Source organism: Streptomyces neyagawaensis (assembly GCF_023516595.1).
GTDB lineage: Bacteria > Actinomycetota > Actinomycetes > Streptomycetales > Streptomycetaceae > Streptomyces > Streptomyces neyagawaensis.
In genome coordinates this window covers 1-26,044 of sequence record NZ_JAMGBG010000157.1, presented here as the reverse complement: position 1 = coordinate 26,044, position 26,044 = coordinate 1, and the positions used below count along the sequence as shown (strand labels likewise).

The following is a 26,044-nucleotide window of genomic DNA, read 5'->3' as shown; positions in this document are numbered from 1 at the left end:
CGCGTCGGCCGCGCCTACTTCGTCTGCGTCAGGTCGTAGAACGTCGTGCCGTCGACCGTCACCGTCTCGAAGTTCTCCTGGACCCAGGAGCTGATCTGCGCGGAGGTGCCGTTGCTCCCGCCGCCCATGCCGCCGCGGGAGCCGCCGGCGATGAAGTAGTGGATCTTCCCTTCCTCCACGTACTTCTTGAACTCCGCGAGGGTGGGGGACGGGTCGGTGCCGTTGAAGCCGCCGATGGCCATGACGGGTTCGCCGGTGGAGAGCTGGTAGCTGGCCGCGTTCTGGGCGCCGATCGCGGCGGCCGCCCAGGTGTAGTCCCCTGCGTTCTTCTCCAGCAGTTCCTTGACCTCGTCGCTGACGCTCGCGCCGTTGAGCAGACCGCCCATGCCGCCGCCACCGCCGCCGCCCATCCGGCCGCCGTCGCCGTTCTGGGTCTGGCCGTTGCCCTGGCCCTGAGGCTGGGTCTGCGTGGACCCGTTGCCGTTCTGTTGGCCCGGCTGACCCTGTTGGCCCTGCCGGCCGTTCGGGCCTCCACCGAAGCCACCGGTCGGGGGCTGGCCCATCTGGCCGTTTCCGTTCTGGCCGTTTCCGTTCTGGCCGCCCTGCTGGTTGTTCTGGCCCGGCTGGCCCGGCATCCCGCCGCCACCGGGGCCACCCGGGCCACCGGGGCCGCCGCCCATGCCGCCGCCGGGGCCTCCCCGGCCGCCCTGGACGGACGGGCCGGCCGTGACGATCGAACCGGTGTGGCCCTCGCCGAGCGTGGTCAGGGTGTACGCCGTCGGGCCGGCCAGCGCGGTGACGAAGCTCAGGCCCACGACCGCGAGGGCCAGTTGACGTCCCAGCCTGGCCGCGAAGACCAGGCCGAGCGCGGCGACCAGACCGCCGATCAGCACGACCCACCTCAGCCAGGGGAGGTAGTCGGAGGAGCGGGTGAGGAGGACGTACCCCCAGACCGCCGTGGCCGTCGTCGCGGCGGCCAGGGTGAGCGACGCCCACACCTCGGCGCGTCGCTCCCACAGCAGGGCCGCGCCCATGCCGACCAGCGGCGCGACGTAGGGGGCGAGGGCCACGGTGTAGTACTCGTGGAAGATGCCCTGCATGAAGCTGAACACCACCATGGTGATGAGCAGCGAGCCGCCCCACAGGAGGAACGCGGCGCGGGTGCCGTCGGTGCGCCGCAGCTTCCGCGTGGCCCAGATCGCCGCGCCGAGCAGGATCAGCGCGGCCGGGATCAGCCAGGAGATCTGGCCGCCGATGTTCGAGCTGAACATCCGGTCCCAGCCGGTCTCGCCCCAGTTGCCGCCGCCGTCGCCGCCACCGCCGCCGACGCTGCCGGTCTCCTCGCCGTTGATGCGGCCGAGGCCGTTGTAGCCGAAGGTCAGCTCCAGGAAGGAGTTGTTCTGCGAGCCGCCGATGTACGGGCGGGACGAGGCCGGCCACAGCTCGACGACCGCGACCCACCAGCCACCGGAGACGACCATCGCGAGCCCGGCGACCAGCACCTGGCCGACGCGTTTCTTCCAGGTGCCGGGGGCGAACGCGACGTACACGAGTGCGAGCACCGGCAGGATCAGGAAGGCCTGGAGGGTCTTCACGAGGAAGGCGAGGCCGATGGCGGTACCCGCCCAGACCAGCCACTTCGTCTGCGCCTTCTCCATCGCGCGGAGGGTGCAGTACACGGCGGCGGCCATCAACAGCGCGAGGGCCGCGTCCGGGTTGTTGAAGCGGAACATCAGCGCGGCGACGGGCGTGAGCGCGAACACCGCCATGGTGAGGAAGCCGGCCGTGGCGTCGAAGCGGCGGCGGACGGCCGCCCACAGCACGCCGGCGGTGGCGACGGCCATCAGGACCTGCGGGAACAGGATCGCGAAGGAGTTCAGGCCGAGGAGCCGTACCGACAGGGCCATCGGCCACAGCGACGCCGGGGGCTTGTCGACGGTGATGGCGTTGGCCGAGTCCAGCGACCCGAAGAAGAGGGCCTTCCAGGACTGGCTGCCCGCCTGCACGGCCGCCGAGTAGAAGGAGTTGGCGTACCCGGACGCCGTGAGGTTCCAGGTGTAGAGGCCGCCGATGAGGAGCAGGGTGAGGAGGAAGCCGGGGCGCACCCAGCGGTTGTCCTCCGGGCGCCCGCGCCACATCCGCCGGCCGAGGGGCTGCCGGGGTTCACCCGAGCCGGGTGCCGTGGGCGTGCCGGGCGGGTCCGCGGCCGCCGCCCCCTGGACGTCTGTTCTCGTCGTGGGCGGTCCCCAGCCGGGGTCGGCGGGGCTCGCGCCCCCTTGGTGCGTCGTGTCGAAGCGCGTGGTCATCGGGTGTTCCTCGAATCCTGGTCGTGCGGGCGCACCGGCCGCATCCGCATGGTCGCGTCGCCCCAGGTGCGGTCCGCGGCGTCACCGGCGCGGAACGGGGTCGTGGGGTACGGGGTGGTCCCGTACGGGACGGTCGGGACTGTCGGCGCCGCCGCGCACTCGGCGCGCGGCGCGGTGTGGGCCGCCGTCGGGCCGCTGGCCGGTGTCGGCGAGTGAGCCGCCGTCGGTGAGTGGACCGCCGTCGGGGGGTGAGCCGCCGTCGGTGAGTGGACCGCCGGCTGGAACCGGTCCTGGCGGGCGTAAGGCCCGGGCCGCCCCGGTCGGACCGCGGCCGTGCTCGCGTACCCGGCGGCCGTGTGGCCGGACACAGCGGCACGCCGGTCGGGGAAGACCCAGGCCCGGAAGAGCAGGAACCGCAGCACCGTCGCCGCGAGGTTGGCGGCGATGAGGACGGCCAGCTCCGTGGAGTGCGCGGGGTCGCTGGTGGCCGCGTTCAGGGCGGCGAGCGAGCCGCTGGTGAGGGCGAGGCCGATGCCGAACACCACCAATCCCTGCGCCTGGTGCCTGACGGCGCCGGCCCGGCCCCGGACGCCGAAGGTGAGGCGCCGGTTGGCCGCCGTGTTGGCGATCGCCGAGACGAGCAGGGCGAGCGCGTTGGCGGTCTGCGACCCCGCCAGGCTGCGGAAGCCGCTGTAGAGGAGCAGGTAGAAGAGGGTGGACAGGCCGCCCACGACACAGAAGCCGAGGAGTTGGCGGGCCAGGCCGCGCGGCACGTCCTCGATGTCGCGGTCGCGGGGGTCGTCCCCGAAGGGGCGGGCGAGCCGGTCGAGGGCGATCGACCCGGTGGCGAGGGCCCTGCCGACCCGCCACACGCCCTTGAGGTCGTCGGTGGCCGTCTTCACGATGTGGACGGTCGAGTCGGGGTCGTCGACCCAGTCGACCGGCACCTCGTGGATCCTGAGCCCTGCGCGCTCGGCGAGCACCAGCATCTCGGTGTCGAAGAACCACCCGGTGTCCTCGACGAGCGGCAGCAGCACCTGCGCCACGTCCCGCCGTATCGCCTTGAACCCGCACTGCGCGTCCGAGAAGCGGGCCTGGAGCGAGCCGCGCAGGATCAGGTTGTACGCGCGGCTGATGAACTCCCGCTTGGGACCGCGCACCACCCGCGAGGAACGGGCGAGCCGGGAGCCGATGGCGAGGTCCGAGTGACCGGAGATCAGCGGGGCCACCAGCGGCAGCAGGGCGTTCAGGTCGGTCGACAGGTCCACGTCCATGTAGGCGAGGACCGGGGCGTCGGAGGCGGACCAGACGGCGCACAGGGCCCGCCCGCGCCCCTTCTGCTCCAGCCGGAACGACCTGACACTCGGCAGCTCCGCCTCCAGCCGGGCGGCCACCTGGGGGGTGGTGTCCGTGGACGCGTTGTCCGCGATCGTGATGCGGAACGCGTACGGGAAGGTCCGCGCGAGGTGCTCGTGCAGTCTGCGGACGCACGGCTGGAGGTCCTTCTCCTCGTTGTAGACAGGGATCACTACGTCCAGGACAGGCGTACCGGCGTCTGTGGCCGGGAGGTGCTCCCGCGCCGGCAGGGTGCCGGGAGAAGAGTGGGTTCGCATGACACGTACATTCGCGACCCGCTCTGTTATGCCCGTGTGCTGACGCTGTGCTGTGCCTGTGAGTCCGGCTGCCGGTGCGCCGCGTCGACGAGATCGTGGCCGAAGCCGCCGACGTCCTGGGCGAAGCCCGGTTCGGCGTCGTGTCGGGTGTCGTGTCCGGCGTCCGGATCGGCGTCCGGATCGGCGTCGTGGTCCAGGTCGTCGAGCTGCCAGTTGGCGGCGTCGTCGAGCAGGGATCCGGGCCCGCCGAGGACGGGCAGATGCACGGTGAACACGGTCCTGCCGGGCACGCTGTCGACGGTCACGGCACCGCCGTGCGCGTCGGCCACGGCCTGCACGATGGCGAGCCCGAGACCGGTCGAGCCGGACGCCCTGGACCGGGAGGAGTCCCCGCGCGCGAACCGTTCGAAGACATGCGGCAGCAGTTCCTCGGGGATGCCCTGGCCGTCGTCCTCGACGTCCACGCACATCCACGGCCCGCGCCGCTGCACGCGCACGGTGACCGTGGTCCCGGGCGGTGTGTGCGTACGGGCGTTCGCCAGCAGATTGACGAGGACCTGCTGGAGCCGCGCCGCGTCCGCCGACACCAGTGCCGGCGCGTCCGGCAGATCGAGCCGCCAGTTGTGGCTCCGCCCGGCCGCCCGCGCGTCGCTGACGGTGTCCACGACCAGCGGGATCAGATCGGTCCGCTCGAACTGCAACGGCCGCCCGGCGTCGAGCCGCGCCAGCAGCAGCAGATCCTCCACGAGCAGCGTCATCCGCCCGGACTCGGACTCGATACGGCCGAGCGCGTGCCGGGTGTCCGGCCCGATCTCCTCCCGGCCACGCCGGGTGAGTTCGGCGTAGCCCCGGATGGACGCGAGTGGGGTCCGCAGCTCATGGCTGGCGTCCGCCACGAACTGCCGGACCCGCGTCTCGCTCTCCTGCCGCGAGTGCAGCGCGCCGTGGATGTGGTCGAGCATCCGGTTGAGGGCGGCGCCGACCTGTCCGACCTCGGTGTGCGGGTCGGTCTCGGACTCGGGCACCCGTTCGTTGAGGGTGACCTCGCCGGTGTGCAGGGGCAGTTCGGAGACACGGGTGGCGGTGGCCGCCACCTTGCGCAGCGGCCGCAGGGCCACCCCGACCAGCGCGGACCCGGCGATACCGGCGGCGACGAGCCCGGCGCCGGTGACGCTGAGCTCGACGATGACAAGGGTGTTGAGGGTGTTGTCGACGTTCGTGGTCGGCAGCGCGACGTAGTAGGTGCCCTTGACGCCCGTGACGTAGGTGACCCGGTAGTCACCGAGCCCGGTGAGCTCCACCGTGTCCATGCCCGTCCTGGACGCGGCGGCGAGTTCCTTCGTCGTCGCGGCCGGGAGTTCGGTCCCGTACATACGGTCGAAGCCGCCGGAGTCGGTGGACTTCTCCCGCGCCACGACCGCCTTGCTGACCTTGCCGCTGTCGTCGACCGCGGCGATGACGGTGTTCTCCAGCGTCGGGCCCCTCACGAAGTCCTCGAGCTTCTCGTCCGTCGTCCGAGCCGTGAACGCACCGGAGTTGTCAGCCGCCGCGGAGCCGTTCGGCTTCTGGAAACCGGGGTAACCGCCGCTCGGCTTGAGCCCGTCCAGCGCCTCCTGGGGAGGACCGGACGCCCGTTCGCCCACGTCTCGCACCTGACGGTCCAGCTGATTGTTCAGGTGCTCGCTCAGCGCGATGGTCGTCACCGTCCCGATCACCGCGCCCACCACCGCGATCAACGCCACCGCGGAGACGACGAGCCGCGTACGCAGTGTGCGCGGCTGCCGCTTGACTCGTCCCGGCCCGAGCTGCGACCACCACCGCGTACGCGTCCGTCGTCGCCCGCTCATGACGCGGCGGGCTTGATCAGATAACCGGCTCCCCGCCGGGTGTGGATCATCGGCTCGCGTCCTGCGTCGATCTTCCGTCGCAGGTACGAGATGTACAGCTCGACCACGTTCGCCTGGCCGCCGAAGTCGTACGACCACACACGGTCGAGGATCTGCGCCTTGCTGAGCACCCGCCGCGGGTTGCGCATCAGGAACCGCAGCAGCTCGAACTCGGTGGCGGTGAGGTGGATGTTGTCCCCGCCGCGCGACACCTCGTGGCTGTCCTCGTCGAGCATGAGGTCTCCGACGACGAGCACCGAGTCGGAGCGCCGGTCGGCGGCGCCGGAACGCCGGATGAGGCCCCGCAGCCGGGCCACGACCTCCTCCAGGCTGAACGGCTTGGTGACGTAGTCGTCGCCGCCGGCGGTGAGTCCGGCGATCCGGTCCTCGACCGCGTCCTTCGCGGTGAGGAAGAGGACCGGCACGTCCGGCAGGTCCCGCCGCAGCCGCCCAAGGACGGTCAGCCCGTCCATGTCGGGGAGCATCATGTCCAGGACGACGGCGTCGGGCCGGAAGTCGCGCGCGGTCTGGAGGGCGCCGGTGCCGTCCCCCGCACTCCGGATCTGCCATCCCTCGTAGCGAAGGGCCATGGACAGCAGTTCGGTGATCGACAGCTCGTCGTCCACCACAAGCACTCGGACGGGGCTCCCGTCCGGCCTCAGCAGTTCGGTGCGCCCCTGGGGCGAGGTCGTGGTCATGCCGGACACCTTGTCGGGGTCCTCTGAGAACACCCTTTCTGGAACCTGTGATTTTTCTGAGAAACACACAGGAGCCTCTCAGGGAACACCTGGGAAGATCCCCGACTTCCGGGACAGACCCCACGCCGACCAGGGATTTCCCGCCCCGCCGCAGGGCTCTCTCCTGGGCGCCTCACCGAGATCCCACAGCCTCCCGCCCCACAGGAAACGGGACGCGCACCCCCGCCCTGACCCCCTCCTTATGCAAGCGCGGTCATGCTCCGCCCCTACCCACCGACCCGACTGCCGGTCCTTACTCCTCCTCCTTCACGAACCCGTGGCTGCGTTCGACCTTGGCGACGTGCAGGGAGTAGCTCCGATACCACTCGGCGCGCCCCCGCTTCTGGGCCGCCCGGTGCTCCGTGTCGCTCCGCCACCGCTCCAGGGCGTCGGCGTCCCGGAAGTACCCCACGGTGATGGCAAGGCCGCCGGGCGTCTGTGCGTGGTCCATGCCGAGGTACCCCGGCACGTCCTTCACCAGTTCCTCCATCCGCTCGGCCGTCTCCCCGTACCCGCTCTGATCCTCGGTCCGCGTGGAGGTGAACACCACGGCGTAGTAAGGCGGTTCGAAGGCAGGGACAGGTGCTATCTGCTGATCACTCATGTCGTCCACTGTCGCGTCGGTCATCGACCACCGTCCAGCGCCTTTCCGTACGGGATCCAAAAGGGATCGAAGTCTTTACCCGAAGCGCGTCGACCACGGCCAGGGCGGAGCCCCCTCACCGCCCGCAATCCCACCCCTAGCCCGCTCACCCCCTGGCCCCCACCTCCGGCCTCAGAACAGCCGGTCCTGCATCCCGGCCTCAGAACAGCCCGTCCTGCACCCCTCCCCCTCGCTCCCGCACCTCCCTGACCGGTACCGTGACCGCGTCACGCGTGCCCTCGCCCGTGGGAGCGGTCAACTCCCACCCGGTCATGAGCCGTGTGTCCAGGACGACGACTCCCCGTCCGGTGGCGAGATGCAGATCGGGCCCGGCGACGGCGAGCACCTCACCGCCCACCACGCCGCCCGCGACCAGCTCGCTCACCACCCCGTCGGCAGCCGGCAGCCCGTCCAGCCCGAACACCCCGAAGTGATCGACCGCGTGGAACGCCACCGGTTCCAGCGACTCCGGCCACCCCGGCAGCGCAAGGGCCCGCCCGTGGACCACCGCCAACTCCCCCTCGCGCTCCGCCCGTTCCGGCAGGGCGGCCCGCAGCAGCCTCTTCTCGGCGTACGGAATCCGGTCCGGCACCTTCAATGCGGCCCGCAGCACCTCCTCGGCCCGCCGCGCGGCCATCAGCGGCCCCCGCCCGAGCCACGCGAAGCACACCGCCCCCTGCTCCAGCAGCCGCGCCGCCCCCCGTTCGACGGCCGTGATCCCGACCTTCACCATGCCGGGCCCGAACCACGCGAGGTACACGTGATACGGCCGCGGATCATCGGCGAAGGTGTCAGCCGCGACGGAATGCGCCCGGTCCAGCCGCGCACACTCCTCGCACCGCGCGCCGGTACTCCGTCCCGGGACGCCCGCCCGCACCGGACACGCGTGCCCCCGGGCTCCGACACAGGTCCGTCCGCCCCCGTCCACGACTCCGAAAACCACCGCCTTCCCCCGAGGCAGAGGACTCCTCCGCCCGCCTTCCCACACCAGAGAGGGCTCGGCGCCGCCCCACCGCAGCCCAGTACATCTCCACGCGTGTGCCATCCCTCACGACATTAGAGGGCACCACTGACAATGCGACCGACCTGCGGAAACGGCGCGACCGCCGGGGGGGCGCGGCCTTGGAGGAACGATGCGAGGGGGCAACGAGGACGGACAACCCCCTACTCCTCCCTCCTCCCTCCTCCCTCCTCCCTCCTCCCTCCTCCCCCCGCCCCACGCGGAAGCCACTCACGGGCTGTCGGGTCGGGCGGTATGGGCGGGGTGGCCGGCCGTACGGCGGGCCTCCTTCATCTCCGCCTCGTAGAGATGGTCCCGGCCGTCGGCCAGCTCGTCCACGGCGCTCTTCTCCAGCGCCTTGAACGGCTCGTAGTAGGTGTCGTTGTAGGCCTCGACGATCTGGAACGTCCAGTGCCCGGGGATGACATTGCGCCCGAGGATCTCGGTCCGCACCTTCTCAGCCCACTCCGGGTGCCCGGCCTCCCGCAGCAGGCGCACGGCCCGGTCCAGTTCGAGATCGGCACCGCCGGTGAGCTGGTGGAAGTCGTAGAGGCGGCCGCGGGCCCGCTCGGTCATCTCCAGCGCCTTGGAGAGCGATCCGAGCGCCTCCACCGTCGTGTCGCTGAGCCCCTCGGGCCGCTGGTGAGCGCGGTCGGGGCCGTCGTGCTGTGCGTTCATGATTCCCGAAGTGCCCGTTTTCTCCGTATCCCATTCGGTCGACGTCAGGATGTGTCAGGGCCGCTGGCGCGGTACTCGTGAGGCCACCATGCAGACGTTCCTGCCCTACCCCGACTTCCGGGCCTCGGCGCTCACCCTGGACCGCCGCCGCCTCGGCAAACAACGGGTCGAGGCGTTGCAGGTGCTCCGCGGCCTCGTCGTACCGGGCTACGGCTGGCGCCACCACCCGGCGGTACGGATGTGGGCCGGGTACGAGGAGGCGCTCGTCCGGTACGGCCTGGACGTGTGCGCGGTGTGGCGCGAGCAGGGCCACCAGGACAGCTGCGCGGCCACCCTGGTCGCCGACCTCTTGGCGTTCCGCCCCGGAACGCAGGTCCGCACCCAGGCCGCGCTGAGGGAGGCTGCGGAACTCCCCCCTTGGCTGGGTGACGACTCGTTCCACCGCAGCCACCGCTCGGCACTCCTGCGCAAGGACCCCACCACGTACACCCCCCTCTCTCCCGACGTATCGCCCGACCTCCCCTACGTCTGGCCCACGTCGGACAGAACGACGACCCAGCCCCAACCGTCAGAGACATGACACGGCGATAACTCGGGTAAGGTAGCGATCTTCGGTCGGCGGAAGCCGTACGGAGTCCTCCTCGGAGGCTGGGCACATGCAACTCGCCGACCATCCCGCACGCCGCCGCCTCAGCGCCGCTCTGGACAACCTCTCCGCCACCTTCCGCGGCATGACCGCGCACCCGGACGAGCACAACTGTGATTGCCACTGGGGCAGTTCCGAGGAACTTGCCCTGCTCAAGACGCCGGACGTGGAGCTGGAGCCGGATCTTCTGCGCAGGAGCTGGGAGGCCGTCGACTGGACCGATCACGCGGCCGTGCTGCGCCGCATCCTGCCGCAGTTCGCCGCAGAGCTGGTCGCCGGTCGCGTGAATCCCCTCTATGACGCGCTGGAGGAGGCCGGGTACTCCTTCGCCCGAGGCCGCTGGCAGCAGTGGCCCGAGGAGCACGCCGGTCCGGTACGCGAGTTCCTGCATGCCTGGTGGGCACAGAGCCTCACCGATCCGGATGCGGTCGTCCCGGCACACCGGGTCTTCGTGCTGTGCGCCGAGGCGTCCGGAACGGTGGGGCCGTGGCTTGCCGCATGGGAGAAACACACCGGGCCCCTCAGCGACCGCCGCCTGGCCGAGGCAGCGACCGAATGGGAGTACGAGCTCCTGGGAGACCGCCTGCCCTGGAGAGTCGGCTGGTACGAGCACGACGAGGAGAAGATGCGCACCGACCTGGCCACCTGGCTCCTCGACCACGCCGCGATGCGGCTCCGCGAATCAAACGCACCGGAAGACCTACAGCACCGGATACGGCTCCTGGGCCTCACCGACGAGGACCGCTGGACAGACCCACACTGGCCCGGCCACCGCTACTGACGACCGGCCCTCCACTGCATGAGCATGGTCTGATCCGCTGAAGGCCCCAAGCCACGCCGCCAGCGAATCAGACCATGCCGACTGCGGTACACCACGACAAAGCCCCCTCCGGGATGATCCCGAGGGGGCTTTGACCTGTGTGCACTCGGCAGGATTCGAACCTGCAACCTTCTGATCCGTAGGCGCGTTCACCCCGGATGCGCGTTCCGTCGACCAGCCATTCAGCGCCGTTGATCCACGCTGCCTGTCCGACACTGGTCCGGGCTTGTGTCCCGTTGTACGTGACTGTTGATGTCAGGTACTGATGTCAGACGGCCGAGCCTTGCCGTCTGTCTGACCAGCGCCTTAGCCCCTCGGAAGCGGCACCGCGACGCTCGGGGCCACGTCCCCGCGCCACCCTTCGAGAAGACCGACGGACAGGAGATCATCGGGCATGGTGAGTTCGCCCGCCGGGCGCTGCGCGAGCCACCCAGAGCGCCTATGTGACGGTGTCTCAGTACGCACGTGCTTGAAGCCAAGCCGTTCGTAGTAGGCGTGCAGCCCCGTGTTTGTACGCCATGTGTCGATGCGCACCCAGGTTCGCCCCTCCAGCGCTGCAAGGCGGGACATCCAGTCAATGACCCGTGCGCCAAGCTGTCGCCCTGACGCGTTGCGCGCGACCATCAGCTTGTACAGGTACAGCGCCGTTTCGGGACGGTCGTCGTCCGTCCAGAAATCTCGGTCGACGGGGCCCCGACTGACCGTTGCGAGCACTTCGTCAGACTCGCTCACGACGACCCACGCGCGCCCCTCGTCTATGCTGGCGCGCCATTTCGAGATGGCCCGTTCGCCGGTTTCAGGGTCACTCCACTGGTCGGTGCCCTTGGTGCGTAGCCACCCCTCGGCCTCAACGCGCAAGGCCAAGAGGGCGGGTACGTCGTTCGCCGCCGCAGGGCGGAGGTACTCAGTCCGTGTCGACTTCATAAAGGATCTTGTGCCTGTCTCCGGGAAGAATGGTGACCATGCAGCGGAGGGGCCGACCGTCCGCGTCGTAGCCCGTTCGGGTGTGCTCTGCGACCGGCGTTGCTGCTGGAAGGGCAAGTAGCTCAGCCTCCTGACGAGTTGGCATTCGGACTGAGATCTCGTCCTTGTACTTGGTTTGCACGAGGCCCACGGAAGCCAGTACCCCGCCCGGCGCCGATACGTCACGTGGCTCCATCAGCGGTGTACCGCTGACGAGTTCCTGGGGGAAGTACGAATCAGCGAGCGCATAAGGCTGGTTGTCTATGAACCGGACGCGCTTGCGCGCCACGGCCAAGCCATCGGCTGGTAGTTCGAGGCATTCGCGCACGTGAGGCGGGGGTTCCACAATCGAGACGGTGATGTCTTGGCGGGGGGCGTTCCCGTTCTCGGCAATCGCGCTTGCCCACTGGTCACCAGCGGTTCGCCCTTCAACCGCCGTGGCGTGGCGGCTCCGGCTCTCCAGAGTGGTCCAGTTCCACACGACCGGCGGATAGTCCTGCCGGACGTACTTCCCTTGGCCCTGCCCCGTGACGACTAGGCCCTCATCAATCAAGATGCGGACGCCAGCGCGAACCGTCTCGCGGCTGTAGCCGTACTGGCTCATCATCTTCGACTCGCTGGGGAGTGCCTCACCCCCCACCAGTCGGCCGGACTGGATCTGTTCGCGCAGGTCATAGGCGATTTCTTGCGCCTTCGTCAAACCGCGTCGCATCGGCAATGTGACTCCTCCACTCCGACTCCTCCGTACAAGTTAGACCAGGGGGCTTGACTCTCCAAGCGCGACTCGTGCAGTCTCTTGCTCAGCGGCACTCCTCCAGACAAGTCGGATGGGGTGTCCCGTACGGTTCTGCCGTACAAGAGTGCCCGGAGGAAAACCCGCAGGGGTGAGTACGAAGGAAGCGCCTGCTACTTGACAACTCCACACAGGGAACTGCCGGTAACCCGTGGTCCGCCTGCCCGAAGGGGTCGGAAACAAGGCGGAGAAGACCGGCGCGCCCCGTACGGCATCCGACCGGTTCGACTCCGGTGCGGGGCACTTCGGCCGCTGCTCAGTGGCCGCGACCGCGCACAACGCGCGGCTTTCCCATCAACGGCGAGCACCCCCGGAGTTGCAGCTCCGGGGGTGCGGTTCGGGCCGTTCCACCCTGCGAGAGGAATCACGACCCATGAGGCACATCGGTGCTGTTCAGGCGGTTGTTACCGCCGCCGACGAGTTCGACCGCGAGCCAACGTCCGCGGAGCTGGACGCGATCGCGGTCGAGACGCCGCTGATCGTGGCAGAAGTCGAGTTGCTGGACGTGCGGATCAGCCTGCTGGACCGGACGCCGACCGAGGTCGACCACCAGCGCATCCGCCGGGCCCGGCGCAAGGTGCTGGCCGCGCGTCGCGAACTGGCGAACCGGGCCGTCACGGTCCTGCCGGGGGTGGGCGCGTGAGCGAGACCCTGACCCTGGACGACCTGGCCGCCGCGCTGCGGGTGCTGCGCGTGCTGGCCGTGGACTTCGGTCACCTTCCGGCGCCGGACGTGCAGGTGTCCCCGATCTACCCCGATCGGCTGGAGCTGCGGTTCCACCGAGACCTGCCGGACTTCGAGGCGTGGCGGGAGGCGCTGGGTATCGCCCCGGACGCGGTGGTCTACCGCGAGCAGAACGCTGGCCGGACGCGGGTACTGAAGGCGTCCGCTGACTACGCGGGCGCCACGTTGGAGCTGACCGGTTACGGCGACGTGCGGGCCCCCGAACTGGTCGGGGGTGCGGCATGAACCGGACCGGGAAGACGCTGCTGGTGCTGGCCCTGGTCGCCGTGGTCGTCATGGCGTTCCGGGTGTCGTGGAACGCGCTGAGGGACGTGGCGCGCGTGGTCGGCGCGGACGCGACGGCCGCGACGCTGTATCCGTTCGTGGTCGATGGTCTGATGGCGCTCGCCCTGGTGGCCACGCTGGTGCTGACCAACGCACGTGACAAGCGGTTCGCGCTGCGGGTGCTGGCCGTCTACACCCTCGCCTCACTCGTCCTCAACTACGTCCACGGACTCGTGCCGGAGCTCCACGGCAAGGCTGTGGACTGGGGGCGGCTGGCGGACTGGGACCCGGCAAACTGGGCCCTGGTGCTGCTGGCCACCTCCCTCCCGGTCGGGTCGATCTACTTCGGTTCCGACCTGGTGGCCAAGGTGCTCCACCACCAGCCCACCACCGCCGTGCGCGAGCCGGACGGAGAGCGTGCGGATGAGCCCGCACAGCGTCCGCACACCCCCGCCGACACCCCGCCCGACCTGACCGACACCGCCCCCGCAGACACGCGGCCGGACGCTACTCCGGCCGTATCGTCGCAGGTGGACGGGAGTGCGGATGCCGTGCGGACCGAAGACCCGCACACCCCGCACACCACCCGCACGGCGGAGCTGACCGATGAAGAGGAAGCCGCACGCCAAGCTCAGTTCGAGGATGCGGAGCTGGAGCGTGTGCGGCAGGACGCACGCCGTACGTACGCCGAATCCGTACAGGCCGCACGGCCTCTGTCCGCCCGTGCGCTGGGTGAGGCGTACGGCATGAGCGAGTCGTGGGCGCGTAAGCAGATCCTCGCCGTCCGCAGCGCCGACGAGACCGACCGGCCGCATCTGGTCGCCGTGGGCGGTGAGTGATGGCCGCCCTGCCGGTCTACCCGTGGCGGCTGGCGCCGGAAGGGCTGGCCACCCTCCGTCAGCTCCGCGCGATGGACCTTCGGCCGGGTGGTCAGGGCGTGGTCGCGCAGATCGAGCGTCCACGCCGTCGCCGTCCGCCGCTGGTCGCCTACCTCTACGAGGTCGAGCAGGCCAAGCCCGTCCGGCCCATGACCCCGGCCAAGTGGGCGGCGCTGGACAAGGCCAACGCCGCCCGCCGCACGTGCCCCGAGTGCAGCCGGGATGCCGGTTACGTCATCCCGGTCTCGCTGGGGGTGTGCGTGCCCTGCGCGTACCCCGACGACGAACAGCGCGTCGCCTGAATCCACCCCGTCCACCTGGGAGTTTCGCTGTGTCCAGCCGTACCCGTACCCGCGCCGTGAAGACGGCCGCCGGTGTCCACACTGTCCGTATTCCGCGTCAGCGCGGGCGCCGCTCCGACCCGTTCGTGATCGTTGTCCCCGAACGTCCCTCCCTGACCCGCGAAGCGCTCGGCTTCGTCGGCCGCACGCTGTGGCGCTTCCGCCGCGCACTCGCCCCCACTGCGCTGGCCGTGCTGGCGTGGCCGGTGACCGCCGTTCTGCATGTGATCGGCTGGTGGTCCGGTCTCGTCCTCGCCCCCGCCGCCCTGGTCCCGGCGCTGTGGGTGCTGCTCATGCAGCGCCGCCGCCCCGTGTCCGGCTCCGTGCTCGGCTGGCGGATCGGTCTCGCCGTGCTTGCCACCCTCGCCGCGGCGTGGCTGGCGCTGGCCGCCGGGTTCGGCCCGCTGGCGGGGCCGCTGGCGCTGCTGTGGCTGCTGACCCTGATCGCGGCTCAGACCACCTGGTTCTTCGTCCGCCCCTCCCGCTGACCTGAGGAGATCAACTGATGGCGCAGAACAGCAACGGCCAGCGTGCGCGCGGGCCGGTGAACGACCCGAAGACCGGCAAGTTCGCCAATGCCGGGGCCGCCGCTGGCGGGTTCGTCGGCGCGCTCGGCGGCTCGATCGTCCCGCCGATCAACGTCACCGTGAACAACAACAAGCGCCAGGCCGGGGCGAACGGCCGCCGCCCGCACGCCGAAGCGCTGCTCCCGTCCCCGGAGTTCACCTCCCCCGCCCACGTGCGGCACTACTGCAACACCCTGCGCGCCGCCGCCGTGACCTTGTCGATTGAGGTCGCGATGGGTGCCGAGATCCTCAAGGGCGTGCTCGCGGCCGTGCCGGACCCGGAGGGCCGTGCGTTCGGCTCCCGCGTCCGCGCCGCGAAAGTGGCCCGCAAGCTCAACCGCGCCGCGGACGACCTGCGGGACGCGGCGAAGAACGCCGCCGCCTGCTACTCCGCCTTTCAACAGGAGTACGAGGAGGAGATCAACCGCGTCCGTCACCGCGCCCGCAAGCCCCAAGCCCCGGTCATGCGCTGGGACCAGCAGTAAGAGGAAGGGGATCACCTCATGACCAGCAGCAACCGGCGCGGGCGTCGCGCCGAATACCTGGACGGCGGAGTCACCATGGCCACCTACAACGTGCCCGACCACGCCCCCGGCGGCGGGGGTGTGGGCGCCTACCTGCTGCACCGGGCCATGCCCCACATGCCCCCGTGGCTGGGAGTCGCAGGGGTCGGCATCGCGGGCGGGCTGGGCAGTCTGGAGTGGGCCGAGAGCGCGGCGGCCGGAGTCGGTCTGACCCTCGCCTCTGTCGCGCTGACCGGCGCGACGTGGTGGATGGGCAAGGCCACCACCCAGCAGCGCCGCCTGCACTCCGCCGTCACCGTGGCCGCCGCCTCCGCATGGACCACGGCCGCCTGCCTCGCGGGCCCGATGGCCGGGCCGCTGCCCGACATGTATCTGATCGGCGGGCCGGTGCTGGCGCTGTCGTGGAACGTGCGGATGATCCTGCGCCGCAACGACGAACCCACCGGCCAGAACACCGACAAGGGCCTGTTGGAAAAGGTGGGGCTCGCCCGCGCGCAGATCGGCAACGTCAAGGTCGAGCCGAACCGGGTCACCGCACCGATCGCGCTGGAGCCGGGCGAGCAGACCAACGACGACGTCTCCAAGACCCTGGCCCGGCTGGCGTCCGCGCTGGATCTGCCGAAGTCCGCCGTCCGCTACATGCCCGACCCGGACTCCGAGCGGCGCGGCGAGCTGGTCATCGTCCCGGAGGACATGCTGGCTGAGTTCGTGGAGTGGGAGGGCCCGTCGAACCTGGGCGGGTCGATCGCGGAACCGCTGGTGATCGGCCGCTACGACGACGGCTCCCCCCTGCTGCTGTGGCTGCCCGGCGCCCCGGAAGCAAAGCGGAATTCCACGCACGTCCTGATCGCCGGGGGCACCGGCTCCGGCAAGGGTGACGCGGCGCTGAACCTCCAGACGGAGATCCTGTCCCGCCGGGATGTGCTGCTGTGGCTGTCCGATCCGAAGATGTTCCAGGACTTCCGCCCGCTGCTGCCGGGGATCGACTGGGCCGCTGAGGGAGGCACCCCGACTGAGGTCATGGTGGAAGGGGTCAAGGCCGCCATCCCCGCCCGTACGGCGTGGCTGGGCAAGCACTCCTACCGTCAGTGGCTCCCCGAGTGCGCGCAGCGGCAGACCAGCACCGAGCACACGTGCCGTCCGGACGGGCGGGCGTGCGGCTGTGAGGGGATGCCGTTCCTGGTGGCGTGGATGGAGGAGGCCGCCAACACCCTCCGTGCTCTCGGGGATGACGTGTTCACGGGGATCGCGCAGGAGGCCCGTTCTGCCGGCGTCTCGCTGATCGTGTCGCTTCAGCGGCCGTCGTACGACCAGATGTCCACCAGCACCCGCGCGTCTCTGCCGTCCGTGATCGCGCTCGGCTGTGACCCGCGCGACGAGGGGTTCAGCCTGCCTGAGGCGGTCATCGACGCGGGCGCCCACCCCGGCGCGTGGGGCAACCGTCGCCCCGGCTACTGCTACGTGGTCAGCCCCGGCATCGACGAGACCCGCTACCCCTCGCCGGGCCGGACACGAGCCTTCACCCACCGGTCCGTCTCCCGCATGGAAGTGCTGGCCGCTTGGGCGCAGCGCAACGGCGCCACCGCCGACCCGGTCACCGCGGGCGCCGCCTCCAGCGTCGCGGGCCGCGCCTACACCGGCCGCCCCGCCGCCGACGACGACGACCCGAGCGGCCACCGGGCCGTCGTGGAGGAGGACGACATAGACGACACCGGATACGGGCCGCTGGTCGACCCCGAGGACGACCACATCGACCCCGAGGCCGAACTCCCCGACGACGAGCCGGGCGACGACGCCCCGATCTTCGGCCAGGAGTCCGGCCACAAGCCCACCCCCGAGGAAGCGCGCCGTTTGTTCGACCAGGCGCTGACGGAGTTCGAGGAGCAGGGGCTCATGGTCGTTGGCCCGAAGGACTTCATGGACTGGTGCGACCAGCACAGCCTGTCTCGCTCGTGGGTGTCCAAGCGGCTCAAGGATGCCGCGCTGGAAGGCCGGTTGGAGGCGACGAACACGACCGGCCGGTGGCGGATCGTCCCCACCCTCACGGCCGCCTGACACCCGTCACATGTGACGGGTCCGTCACACCCAAACCCCTAGGCAGACGCGGGTGTGACGCGCCGTCACAGCGGCCCGTCACACCCCCGCACACCAACCCGTCACACCCGCCCGCGGGCCCGCGTCACACCCTCGACGCGGGCCCGCGGCCCACCCGGAAGGACCACCCATGGCCCACCCCGAACAGCCCGGCGCCCTCGAAGTCCACCACCCGCAACCCATCACCCTGCACCCGGCTACGGCGCCGCTCGTCCCCGTCGAGCCGGGCACCGTCCCGGCGGTGCAGAGCATCGTCCTTCCCGATGGCCGGGTCGTCACCGGCTACACCCTCGCCGCCGCACCCGCCCCGGCCGCCGAGGCCCGCCCGGCCGTCTCGCGTACGGCGGTGAACATCGCGCTCGGGGGCATCGGGTTCGCCGCCGTGTGCGGCGGACTGGTGCTGCTCACCTCGTTCATCGCGGCGCTGGCCGCGTTCGTCCAGCAGCTCATCATCCTCGCCGCCGTGATCTTCGGCGGCTGGATCGCCGTGCAGGTGCTCGGCCCCCGGCCGACCGGCGGCGGGACCACGGTGAACATCCGCAAGGCCGTGATCAAGCGGAACCGCTTCTACCAGTAGCTACGCCAAGGGCGGCCCCCATCTCGCCAAAGAATCCGGGGCCGCCCTTGCTCGCCAGCATCCATCGAAGGAACTGGAGACATCCAGCATGACCCATGATGCCCGTCACGTGCTGCTGCGCGCGGCGCTGGACGCCGCCGAACGCGGCTGGCACGTCTTCCCCCTGCGCCCCCACACGAAGCGCCCCGCTCTCCACGGCGAGAGCGCATGCCCCCGCACCGGACCGTGCGCGACGGGGCACCGCAAGTGGGAGCAGCGCGCGACCACCGACCCCGACCTGATCCGGGCCACGTGGGCGCGGGCCCCGTACAACGTCGGCATCGCGACCGGCCCGTCCGGGCTGGTCGTCGTCGACCTCGACATGCCCAAAGGCAAGGGCAGTTCGGACGCGCCTTCCGGCGCGACGACCTTTGCGGCGCTCTGCGAGCGCACCGGACAGCCGGTGCCCACGACGCGCCGGACGCGGACCGCGAGCGGCGGAGAGCACCTGTACTTCACCGCCCCGGCCGGGGCGCGGCTGGGCAATACGGCGGGCACCCTTGCCCCGCTGGTCGACACCCGCGCGTGGGGCGGCTACGTCGTCGGCGCGGGCAGCACCACTCCCGCCGGACCGTACGAGACCGTAGGCGGCTCCGGGGTGGCTGAACTGCCCACGTGGCTGGTGAGGCTGCTGCAACCCGCCCCGGTGCGATCCGTGGGGCCGCTCCGGCTCCCCGCCGTCAGCGGGAGCCGCGCGGCGCTGGCCGCGCTGGAACGGGAGTGCGCCACGGTCGGCACCGCGCCGGACAGGCAGCGCAACATCACGCTCAACCGCAGCGCCTTCCTGGTGGGGCGCTTCGTCGCGTGGGGCGACATCCCCCGGCACGTGGTGGAGGAGGCATTCCAAGCGGCTGGGGAGGCGCGGGGACTCACCGCCGCGGAGTGCCGCGCCACCATCCGCAGCGCTCTGGACAGCTCCATCCGCAAAGCCCGACCCCGGGAGGCGGCATGAGCACCCGGCCCCATCCCCCCTTGGAATGCCAGCAAGCCACCCCCACCTGCCCGCGAGCCGCCCAACGCGGCACGCTCCGGGCGGCCGTGGGCGAGCCGAAAGGCGCCGCCCGCAAGGGCGTCCCTTCTGTTCTTCGCCCTGGCCCGCGGGCCGGTGACGGCCGGTACCCCGTGGCGTGGCTGCACATCGTCGCTCCGCGCGGCGCCGTGCCCACTGCCACCTCAAAGTGCCTGTGCGGCCGGGATCGCAGCGCCGTCGGCCGCGCCAAGGTGCTGGCCCTGATCGACGACCACGCCGCTCACCGCGACACCTGCCCGCTCCGGAGCTCCCAGGAAGGGAGGGCCGCCGCATGAGCGACCCGACCCCCACCACCCCCGCCCTCGACGGCGCCGCGCTGCTCGACGACGTAGAAGCCTTCCACCGCCGCTTCAACGTCTTCCCCACCGAAGCCGCCTACGTCGCCGTCACCCTGTGGGACGCCCACGCGCACCTGCTCGACGCATTCGACTCCACCCCCCGACTCGCCTTCCTGTCCCCCGAACCGGGGTCGGGGAAGTCGCGGGCACTGGAAGTCGTCGAAACGCTCGTGCCGCGCGCCATGGCGGCCGTGGACGCCTCCGCCGCCGCACTGTTCCGGTCCGTGTCCGGGGTCGACGGCGGACGGCCCACCATCCTCTTCGACGAGATCGACACCATCTTCGGCCCCAAGGCCGGGGAGAACGAACAGCTCCGAGGGTTCATCAACGCAGGCCACACCCGTGGCCGGGTGATGTACCGGTGCGTGGGAGACGGCGCCAACCAGCAGGTACAGGGCTTTCCCTCGTACTGCGCCGTCGCGGTCGCCGGACTCGGCAACCTCCCCGACACGATCATGACCCGCTCGGTCATCATCCGCATGCGCCGCCGGGCCCGCAACGAGAAAGTGGAGCAGTTCCGCACCCGCATCCACGTGCGTGAGGGGAACCAACTCCGGGACCGGCTCGCCGGGTGGACGGCGGCCGTACAGGACCAGGTCACCGACTCCTTCCCCGAGATGCCCGACGGGGTAGCCGACCGACCGGCGGACGTGTGGGAACCCCTGATCGCCATCGCAGACGCTGCGGGCGGTGACTGGCCGCACCGCGCACGGGAAGCGTGCCTGACCCTGGTCAAGGCATCCCAGGTCAACGACAAAGGCAGCATCGGCATCCGGCTGCTCACCGACCTACGCGACCACGTGATGATCGGCATCGACCGCTTGCCCACCGTCGCCATCCTCGACCGGCTCAACGCGCTCGATGACGCCCCATGGGCCGATCTGAACGGCAAGCCGCTCGACAACCGGCGGCTCTCCCGGATGCTCTCCGAGTACGTCACCGCCGACGGCGACCCCATCGCGCCCCGCAACATCAAGACCGGCGGAAGCGTGCTCAAGGGCTACTACGCCACCGATCTCCACGACGCGTGGCAGCGCTACTGCCCCCCACCCCCGGAGAATCCGCTACCTCCGCTACCTGGCACCGAAAACACGGCCTGACCAGCAAAAACGGGGTAGCGGCAAACGCCACCGCGAGCCGCTACCCCAACGCTACCCATCCGCTACCGCTACCCCTATCCGCTACCTCAAACAGGCCCCTGACCTGCGAGGTAGCGGAGGTAGCGGAAGTAGCGGCCCTCAGGAGAGGCCCCCGCAGGACTGCCCCGGAGGAGTCACCGCATGACCACCGCCATGCCCCCGAGCCACGAGGCACTCAAGGTCCCCGAAGTCATGTCCGCCCTGCGCCTCAGTCGCAGCAAGGTCTACGACCTCATTCGCTCGAAACAGCTCGAAAGCTTCACGTCCGGACGCGCCCGCCGCATTCCCGTCGACGCCGTACGCCAGTACATGCGGAACCGCATTGAGGAGACCGACTGATGGCCAAGCGCCGCGCCAACGGCGAAGGAACGATCACCAAGCGCGCAGACGGCCGCTACCACGCCGCCGCCTACGTCTACCGGCCCGACGGGACCCGTACGCGGAAGTTCGTCTACGGCAAGACCCGTGAGGAAGTGGCCGACAAGCTCACAGAGTTGCAGGAGAAGACCCGCCAGGGAATCCCGGCCGCAGAGTCCACGATGGCGTTCGGCGACTACCTCACCTACTGGCTCGCCGCCGTCGCGCCGGAACGGCTCAAGCCGTCCACTCTGAACAGCTACGAAGGGCTTTCCCGTCTGTACATCCGGCCCGCCCTCGGCAAGAAGCGGCTGAATCGATTGTCGCCGACGGACGTGCGCCGCTTCCTCTTGGAGTTCAAGGGCTCGTGCTTGTGCTGCCTCCGGGGTGCGGACAAGGAACGGCCCGAGGAGAAGAGGTCGTGCTGCGCCGTGGGGCGCTGCTGTGAGCGCCGTCCGTCGGCCCGCACCGTCCAGTACATCCACGCCGTGCTTCGGTCCGCGCTACAGCAGGCGATGCGAGAGGAGTTGATCGCGCGGAACGTCGCCCGGATCGTCGAGACTCCCACCGTCACCCCCAAGGAGGTGCGTCCGCTGGACGCCGCAGAGGTTCGGCTCCTGCTCAAGACCGCCCGGCCGCACCGTCTATATGCCCTATGGCTCCTGCTCGTGTCGACGGGCCTGCGACGGGGTGAAGCGCTCGCTCTCACGTGGTCGGACATCGATCTCGCGAACGGTCAGCTCCGCGTACGCCGGAACGTGCAGCGCATCCGGCGTGAACTGATCTTCGGCACCCCGAAGACGAAGCGGTCCATCCGCACGATGTCCCTGCCGAAGCACTGCGTGCGGGCGCTCACTCAGCACCGGGCCCAGCAGGAACGGGAACGCGCGATCGCGGGTAAGAAGTGGCAGCCAGCAGCGGAGCAGCCGGATGGGCTGATCTTCACTACCACGACCGGTCGCGTCACAGACCCCCGGAGCTTGAACCGGATGCTCACCATCCTGTGCCGGGACGCGAACGTACGACGGGTGCGGGTGCATGACCTGAGGCACACGTGCGCCTCACTCCTGCTCGCACAGGGTGTCGACGCTCGCACGATCATGGAGACGCTCGGGCACAGCACGATCACGATGACGCTGGACACCTACGCGCACGTGATGAGCACGACGCTGCGAGCCGCCGCCGACCGGATGGACGATGCTCTCGGGCTGGACGACCCGGAGGAGAGTTCGGACGGCGAGTCGGAACCGGATGCCGAGGAGTGACTAGCCGTTCCGGCCGCGTTGATGTCAGCGGCTGATGTCAAAGGGCCCTTGGGATGATCCCAAGGGCCCTTTGACCTGTGTGCACTCGGCAGGATTCGAACCTGCAACCTTCTGATCCGTAGTCAGATGCTCTATCCGTTAAGCTACGAGTGCTTGTTCTGTTTTTCGCCGGTCCCGGTCCTTTCGGCCCGCTCTCGGCGACAGGAAGAACATTACATGACTGCCGTCGCCATGTGAAATCCGTTTGCCGCACCCCTTGTGACCTGCGGAAACGCCTCAGCGGGCCCTCTGGGGAACGACGAAGCCCCGGTCGCGTGGACCGGGGCTTCAGTGATCAAGCGCGGAGGCGGAGGGATTTGAACCCTCGATGGGCTTTAAGGCCCAAACCGCATTAGCAGTGCGGCGCCATAGACCGGACTAGGCGACGCCTCCCGCACAACCGCCCGCGCGAGCGCGAGTGGTGCGTGCAGATGATGACACAGCCGAGTGGGCTGTCACCAATCGCCTCCCACGGTACTAGGCGGAGAGGCCGCAGGGCAAAGCCGTATGGCACGTCGTGGCGGGTCGGAGAGCGTTCGGGAACGGTTCGTCAGGGACGTCCGGGATCAGTACGGCGAGAGGGCGGGCGGTCGGCGGCGAGCCGGAAGGGAAACAGGGGCGGGGGCGGGGTTCGACCGCGCGTGCCGTCCGCCCGGCCGCCCGTCCCCCGTCCACCCGTCCACCCGTCCGCCCGGCCTCCCGGCCGCCCGGCCGCCGCAACCATGGGACCCGCGTGGCGTTAGTCAGGTCATGTTGCAGAGCCCTCCCCCCGCACCGCCGCAGGCGTCCCCCTTCGCCGCCGCCACCTCCCGCGTCGCGGACTCGCGCCGTTCCGACCTCCCGGTCGCCCTCCGGTCCGGCAGCCCCCGCACCGCCGCCCCCGGCCGTCCCGCCCGCCGGGCCCTCCTCGGTGTCGCCGCCTCCCTCGCCGCGGCCGCCGCCGGAGCGTTCTCGCCCGGGGTCGCTCCGGCCGCGTACGCCGCCGACGGGCTGCCCCGTACCGGGGATCTGCTCCCTCGTACCTCGTTGCCGCTGCCCCTCGCCGAGCCGCAGGACCGACTGGTCGTCACGGTGCGGGGTGCCGGCGGTGACCTCGACGGGCGGTTCGAGCTGCACTGCCACCCCGACGGGGGCAGTCATCCGCACGTCGGCGACGCCTGCGGCCGGCTCGACCAGAGGACCACCTGGGGCAAGGACCCCTTCGCCCCCGTCGAGAAGGGCGCCGTCTGCACGATGATGTACGGCGGACCGGCCACCGCCCACGTGACGGGGACATGGGCCGGCCGCCCGGTCGACGCCCGGTACGACCGCGGCAACGGCTGCGAGATCGCCCGCTGGGACGCGCTGGTCCCCGTACTCCCCGACCTCCGCAAGTAACGGCGCCTTCCCCCATCACGGCGCACCCCCGCCCCCGGACCGCCGACATCACCTCCAGACCGGCGGCACCACCCGACCGACGGCACCGCCCCCGCCCGCTCCTCTCCCCTCCCCTCTCCGCCCGATAACTCCGACGGCATATGCCCATAAGCCCGAGCGGGGGTCGTAGGCGCCGCACATATGTGCCGCGAAGCGCGTTGTTCGGCAAAACGCACGGTCACGGCATCTCCCTACGTTCGGTGTGCGACCTCCCTCTCATCCGGCGTCGCGAGCGCAACCTCTGCCCGTAGACTCCCTCGCGTGACACGTTGCGGGCCGGTTGGCAAGATGGCCCAGGCGGTCGGCAAGGTGCGGTAACAGGGAGGAAGCGTCTCGTGAGCAGCAGGCCATCCCGAGGCGCTGCTCGCCTCGCAGCCATACTGGACGCGCTGCCCGACGCGTTGGTGCTGGTCAACGCCAATGGGACCGTCGTCAACGCGAACACCATCGCCCTGGAGGCCTTCGAGGCCCCGGGTACCGCCCTGGTGGGGCGCGGGCTGCTGGATCTTCTCCCCGAGTTCGACTCCCGGCTCATCCCGGGGTCGATGCGCCGGCCCGACACCATGGACCCGACCGGGCGGACCAAGCCGACCCGCATGATCGCCCGCCGGACCGACGGCAGCGAGTTCCCGGTCGAGGTCACAAGCGCGAATCTGGAGAACGGGCAGCAGGCGTACGACGGTTACGGCTACGCCAATGACGAGCTGCTCATGCTGGTCGTACGCGACCTCTCCGGCACCGTCGACACCGAGGCCGAACTCGCGCGTTCGCAACGGCAGACCGAGATGATCCTGCGGGCCGTGGCCGAGGGTGTCGTCGGGACGGACACCGACGGGCGGATCGTCCTCGTGAACCCGGCCGCCGCCCAGATCCTGGGTTACCGGGCCAGCGATCTCGGAGGGCGCGAGCTGCACACGCTCGTCCTGCACTCCCGCGAGGACGGCTCCCCCTTCCCGTACGGCGAGTCCCCGCTCGCCGACACCCTGCGCTCCGGGCGCAAGCACCGGGTGCGCGGCCAGGTCCTGTGGTCCAAGAGCGGCGACAAGGTGTCGGTCGACCTGACGACCGCACCGGTGCGCGACGGGGACCAGCTCGTCGGGGCCGTGATGACGTTCACCGACCGGCGCCCCTACGACCAGCTCGCCGAGGAGAAGACCGCCGAAGCCGAGCGGCACGCGGAGGAGCTGAAGCAGCTCACCGAGGGGCACGCCGAGGAACTGGAGGGCGTGCGGGAGCAGCACACCGCCGAACTCGCCGAGCTGCGCGAGAAGCACGCCGAGGAACTCGCCGCCGGTGACGAGCGGTACGCCGCGCTCGGCGAGCGGGAGAAGGACCGCTACGAGGCGCTGGCCGCGCGGCACGAGCAGCTGCTCGCCGTGCTGGGCACCTCCCTGCGCGGCCCCCTCGACCAGCTCCGCAGCGAACTGGGCACCCTCGCCGCCGACGACGCCGGGCAGCTGTGGCCCGAGGCCAACCAGGTGCTCCACCACCTCACCGCCGGCTACTCGCGGATCACCACGCTGATCGACAACGTGCTCGGGTACCAGCGGATCGACGCCGGCGAGGACGGCCTCGTCCGTACGACGGTCATGCTCGACGCGGTCGTCGCCGCCGGTGTCGACGGCGCCGTGGAACTGGTCGGGCCTGGGCGGGTTCAGTTCGCCGTGCACGCGCCGCCCATCGAGGCCGAGGTCGACCAGGCCCGCCTCGCGACCGCCCTCGCGCACCTCATCGCGGACGTCGCCGGCGTCGACGCCACCGGCAACGCGCCCATGTCCGTCGGCGGCTACATGGACAACACCGTCGTCGTGGCGGCGGCGCAGCGCGGCGAGGTCGTACGGATCGAGGTCCGCGGCCCCTACGCCGGGGGAGACCCGGTGCACCAGCCGATCGTCCAGGGGATCGTGCGCGCGCACGGCGGTGTGCTGCAGACGCACGAGGTGCCGGGCATGAGCGGCAGCGCGTACGTGCTGGAGGTGCCGCTCGGGGGCGGTGCGGGCACGGTTCCCGCGCAGCCGCCGGTCGTGGCCGTCGACGAGTCCGCGCTCCCCGCGGAGTCACCTGCCGACGCCGGTCCCGTGGCCGCCGGTGCCGAGGTCTCGTTGCCCGAGCAGGCCGACGGTGGCGTCGGTGGAGCCGGTGGTGGTCGGCGTCGGGCCCGGCGGTCGTCCGTGGACGCGTTCCTGGAGAGCGACGACGCCCCCGAGGCGGAGGCCGCGTCCGCCGCGCCTCCCACCGGGCGTCGTCGGCGCCGGGCCGAGGACGCCGCGGGCGGATCCCCCGCCGGCGAGGCGCCCGTGCCCGCGCAGGGCGGCACCGACGAGGCCGAGGGCACCGGGCGGCGGCGC

The 26,044-nt window shown here is 70.8% G+C and carries 25 protein-coding genes and 2 tRNA genes; 16 read left to right on the top strand and 11 right to left on the bottom strand.

Annotated elements, in window-relative coordinates:
- Nucleotides 1-14: 14 nt before the first annotated feature.
- The 7 genes from M8J73_RS39775 to M8J73_RS39745 form a co-directional block, all read right to left on the bottom strand.
- Nucleotides 15-2,306 (bottom strand): ArnT family glycosyltransferase, encoded by a 2,292-nt coding sequence (locus M8J73_RS39775; protein ID WP_249829721.1) that lies wholly within the window; start codon nucleotides 2,304-2,306, stop codon nucleotides 15-17.
- Entirely contained in the window at nucleotides 2,303-3,919 is a 1,617-nt protein-coding gene (locus M8J73_RS39770) for a bifunctional glycosyltransferase family 2/GtrA family protein (RefSeq protein WP_249829720.1), read from the bottom strand. The genes M8J73_RS39775 and M8J73_RS39770 overlap by 4 nt, the downstream gene beginning before the upstream one ends.
- Before the next feature lie 26 nt (nucleotides 3,920-3,945).
- Nucleotides 3,946-5,766 (bottom strand): sensor histidine kinase, encoded by a 1,821-nt coding sequence (locus tag M8J73_RS39765; protein ID WP_249829719.1) that lies wholly within the window; start codon nucleotides 5,764-5,766, stop codon nucleotides 3,946-3,948.
- Nucleotides 5,763-6,503, bottom strand: a complete 741-nt coding sequence (locus tag M8J73_RS39760) for a response regulator transcription factor (protein WP_055711103.1) — start codon at nucleotides 6,501-6,503, stop codon at nucleotides 5,763-5,765. Before M8J73_RS39760 ends, M8J73_RS39765 begins: the two co-directional genes overlap by 4 nt.
- Nucleotides 6,504-6,795: 292 nt before the next feature.
- A complete protein-coding gene (locus M8J73_RS39755) occupies nucleotides 6,796-7,146 on the bottom strand; it encodes an antibiotic biosynthesis monooxygenase family protein (protein ID WP_249829718.1) in 351 nt (116 codons plus the stop codon).
- Nucleotides 7,147-7,345: 199 nt separating this feature from the next.
- A complete protein-coding gene (locus M8J73_RS39750; RefSeq protein WP_055536968.1) occupies nucleotides 7,346-8,230 on the bottom strand; it encodes a DUF2797 domain-containing protein in 885 nt (294 codons plus the stop codon).
- 186 nt (nucleotides 8,231-8,416) lie between these two features.
- A complete protein-coding gene (locus M8J73_RS39745; protein WP_055536969.1) occupies nucleotides 8,417-8,863 on the bottom strand; it encodes a hypothetical protein in 447 nt (148 codons plus the stop codon).
- Nucleotides 8,864-8,951: 88 nt separating this feature from the next.
- On the opposite strand from M8J73_RS39745, the gene M8J73_RS39740 reads away from it, so the two are divergent.
- Together M8J73_RS39740 and M8J73_RS39735 are read left to right on the top strand one after the other, a co-directional pair.
- Complete coding sequence (locus tag M8J73_RS39740) at nucleotides 8,952-9,443, top strand: MSMEG_6728 family protein (protein ID WP_055536979.1); 492 nt, start codon at nucleotides 8,952-8,954, stop codon at nucleotides 9,441-9,443.
- Between the two features lie 76 nt (nucleotides 9,444-9,519).
- A complete protein-coding gene (locus M8J73_RS39735) occupies nucleotides 9,520-10,290 on the top strand; it encodes a hypothetical protein (protein WP_055536970.1) in 771 nt (256 codons plus the stop codon).
- A 345-nt stretch (nucleotides 10,291-10,635) separates the two neighbouring features.
- Here the strand turns inward: M8J73_RS39735 and M8J73_RS39730 are convergent, their stop codons facing one another.
- Together M8J73_RS39730 and M8J73_RS39725 are read right to left on the bottom strand one after the other, a co-directional pair.
- Entirely contained in the window at nucleotides 10,636-11,253 is a 618-nt protein-coding gene (locus M8J73_RS39730) for a GNAT family N-acetyltransferase (protein WP_055536971.1), read from the bottom strand.
- Nucleotides 11,234-12,004: a GntR family transcriptional regulator gene (locus M8J73_RS39725; RefSeq protein ID WP_055536972.1), complete on the bottom strand. Its 771-nt coding sequence runs from the start codon at nucleotides 12,002-12,004 to the stop codon at nucleotides 11,234-11,236. Before M8J73_RS39725 ends, M8J73_RS39730 begins: the two co-directional genes overlap by 20 nt.
- Nucleotides 12,005-12,458: 454 nt before the next feature.
- Between M8J73_RS39725 and M8J73_RS39720 the strand changes: the two genes are divergently transcribed.
- From M8J73_RS39720 to M8J73_RS39665, 12 genes are all read left to right on the top strand, one after another.
- A complete protein-coding gene (locus tag M8J73_RS39720; protein WP_055536973.1) occupies nucleotides 12,459-12,728 on the top strand; it encodes a DUF6284 family protein in 270 nt (89 codons plus the stop codon).
- Nucleotides 12,725-13,054: a hypothetical protein gene (locus M8J73_RS39715; RefSeq protein WP_055536974.1), complete on the top strand. Its 330-nt coding sequence runs from the start codon at nucleotides 12,725-12,727 to the stop codon at nucleotides 13,052-13,054. The genes M8J73_RS39720 and M8J73_RS39715 overlap by 4 nt, the downstream gene beginning before the upstream one ends.
- Nucleotides 13,051-13,932, top strand: a complete 882-nt coding sequence (locus M8J73_RS39710; RefSeq protein ID WP_055536975.1) for a DUF2637 domain-containing protein — start codon at nucleotides 13,051-13,053, stop codon at nucleotides 13,930-13,932. The genes M8J73_RS39715 and M8J73_RS39710 overlap by 4 nt, the downstream gene beginning before the upstream one ends.
- Nucleotides 13,932-14,273 (top strand): RRQRL motif-containing zinc-binding protein, encoded by a 342-nt coding sequence (locus M8J73_RS39705; RefSeq protein ID WP_055536976.1) that lies wholly within the window; start codon nucleotides 13,932-13,934, stop codon nucleotides 14,271-14,273. The genes M8J73_RS39710 and M8J73_RS39705 overlap by 1 nt, the downstream gene beginning before the upstream one ends.
- Nucleotides 14,274-14,302: 29 nt before the next feature.
- Nucleotides 14,303-14,800 (top strand): hypothetical protein, encoded by a 498-nt coding sequence (locus M8J73_RS39700; RefSeq protein ID WP_055536977.1) that lies wholly within the window; start codon nucleotides 14,303-14,305, stop codon nucleotides 14,798-14,800.
- A 17-nt stretch (nucleotides 14,801-14,817) separates the two neighbouring features.
- On the top strand, nucleotides 14,818-15,363 hold the full coding sequence (gene traA, locus M8J73_RS39695; RefSeq protein ID WP_055536978.1) for a plasmid transfer protein TraA: 546 nt from the start codon (nucleotides 14,818-14,820) through the stop codon (nucleotides 15,361-15,363).
- Between the two features lie 75 nt (nucleotides 15,364-15,438).
- Complete coding sequence (gene traB / locus M8J73_RS39690) at nucleotides 15,439-17,457, top strand: plasmid transfer protein TraB (protein ID WP_055536980.1); 2,019 nt, start codon at nucleotides 15,439-15,441, stop codon at nucleotides 17,455-17,457.
- Between the two features lie 169 nt (nucleotides 17,458-17,626).
- Nucleotides 17,627-18,073 carry a hypothetical protein gene (locus M8J73_RS39685; RefSeq protein ID WP_249829717.1) on the top strand — a complete coding sequence of 149 codons (447 nt, stop codon included), beginning with the start codon at nucleotides 17,627-17,629 and terminating at the stop codon, nucleotides 18,071-18,073.
- Nucleotides 18,074-18,161: 88 nt separating this feature from the next.
- Nucleotides 18,162-19,064, top strand: a complete 903-nt coding sequence (locus tag M8J73_RS39680; RefSeq protein WP_249829716.1) for a bifunctional DNA primase/polymerase — start codon at nucleotides 18,162-18,164, stop codon at nucleotides 19,062-19,064.
- 349 nt (nucleotides 19,065-19,413) lie between these two features.
- Nucleotides 19,414-20,580: a DUF3631 domain-containing protein gene (locus tag M8J73_RS39675; protein ID WP_055539816.1), complete on the top strand. Its 1,167-nt coding sequence runs from the start codon at nucleotides 19,414-19,416 to the stop codon at nucleotides 20,578-20,580.
- A 180-nt stretch (nucleotides 20,581-20,760) separates the two neighbouring features.
- On the top strand, nucleotides 20,761-20,958 hold the full coding sequence (locus M8J73_RS39670) for a helix-turn-helix domain-containing protein (protein WP_055539817.1): 198 nt from the start codon (nucleotides 20,761-20,763) through the stop codon (nucleotides 20,956-20,958).
- Nucleotides 20,958-22,241 (top strand): tyrosine-type recombinase/integrase, encoded by a 1,284-nt coding sequence (locus M8J73_RS39665; protein WP_055539818.1) that lies wholly within the window; start codon nucleotides 20,958-20,960, stop codon nucleotides 22,239-22,241. Before M8J73_RS39670 ends, M8J73_RS39665 begins: the two co-directional genes overlap by 1 nt.
- A gap of 80 nt (nucleotides 22,242-22,321) precedes the next feature.
- Here the strand turns inward: M8J73_RS39665 and M8J73_RS39660 are convergent.
- Nucleotides 22,322-22,394 (bottom strand) — tRNA-Arg (locus tag M8J73_RS39660).
- Between the two features lie 188 nt (nucleotides 22,395-22,582).
- A tRNA-Ser gene (locus tag M8J73_RS39655) sits at nucleotides 22,583-22,673 on the bottom strand.
- Nucleotides 22,674-23,030: 357 nt separating this feature from the next.
- Here M8J73_RS39655 and M8J73_RS39650 point away from each other — a divergent pair.
- Both M8J73_RS39650 and M8J73_RS39645 read left to right on the top strand, forming a co-directional pair.
- Entirely contained in the window at nucleotides 23,031-23,657 is a 627-nt protein-coding gene (locus M8J73_RS39650; protein WP_249829715.1) for an SSI family serine proteinase inhibitor, read from the top strand.
- 374 nt (nucleotides 23,658-24,031) lie between these two features.
- The coding region (locus M8J73_RS39645; protein ID WP_249829714.1) for a PAS domain-containing protein at nucleotides 24,032-26,044 on the top strand (2,013 nt) is incomplete at its 3' end.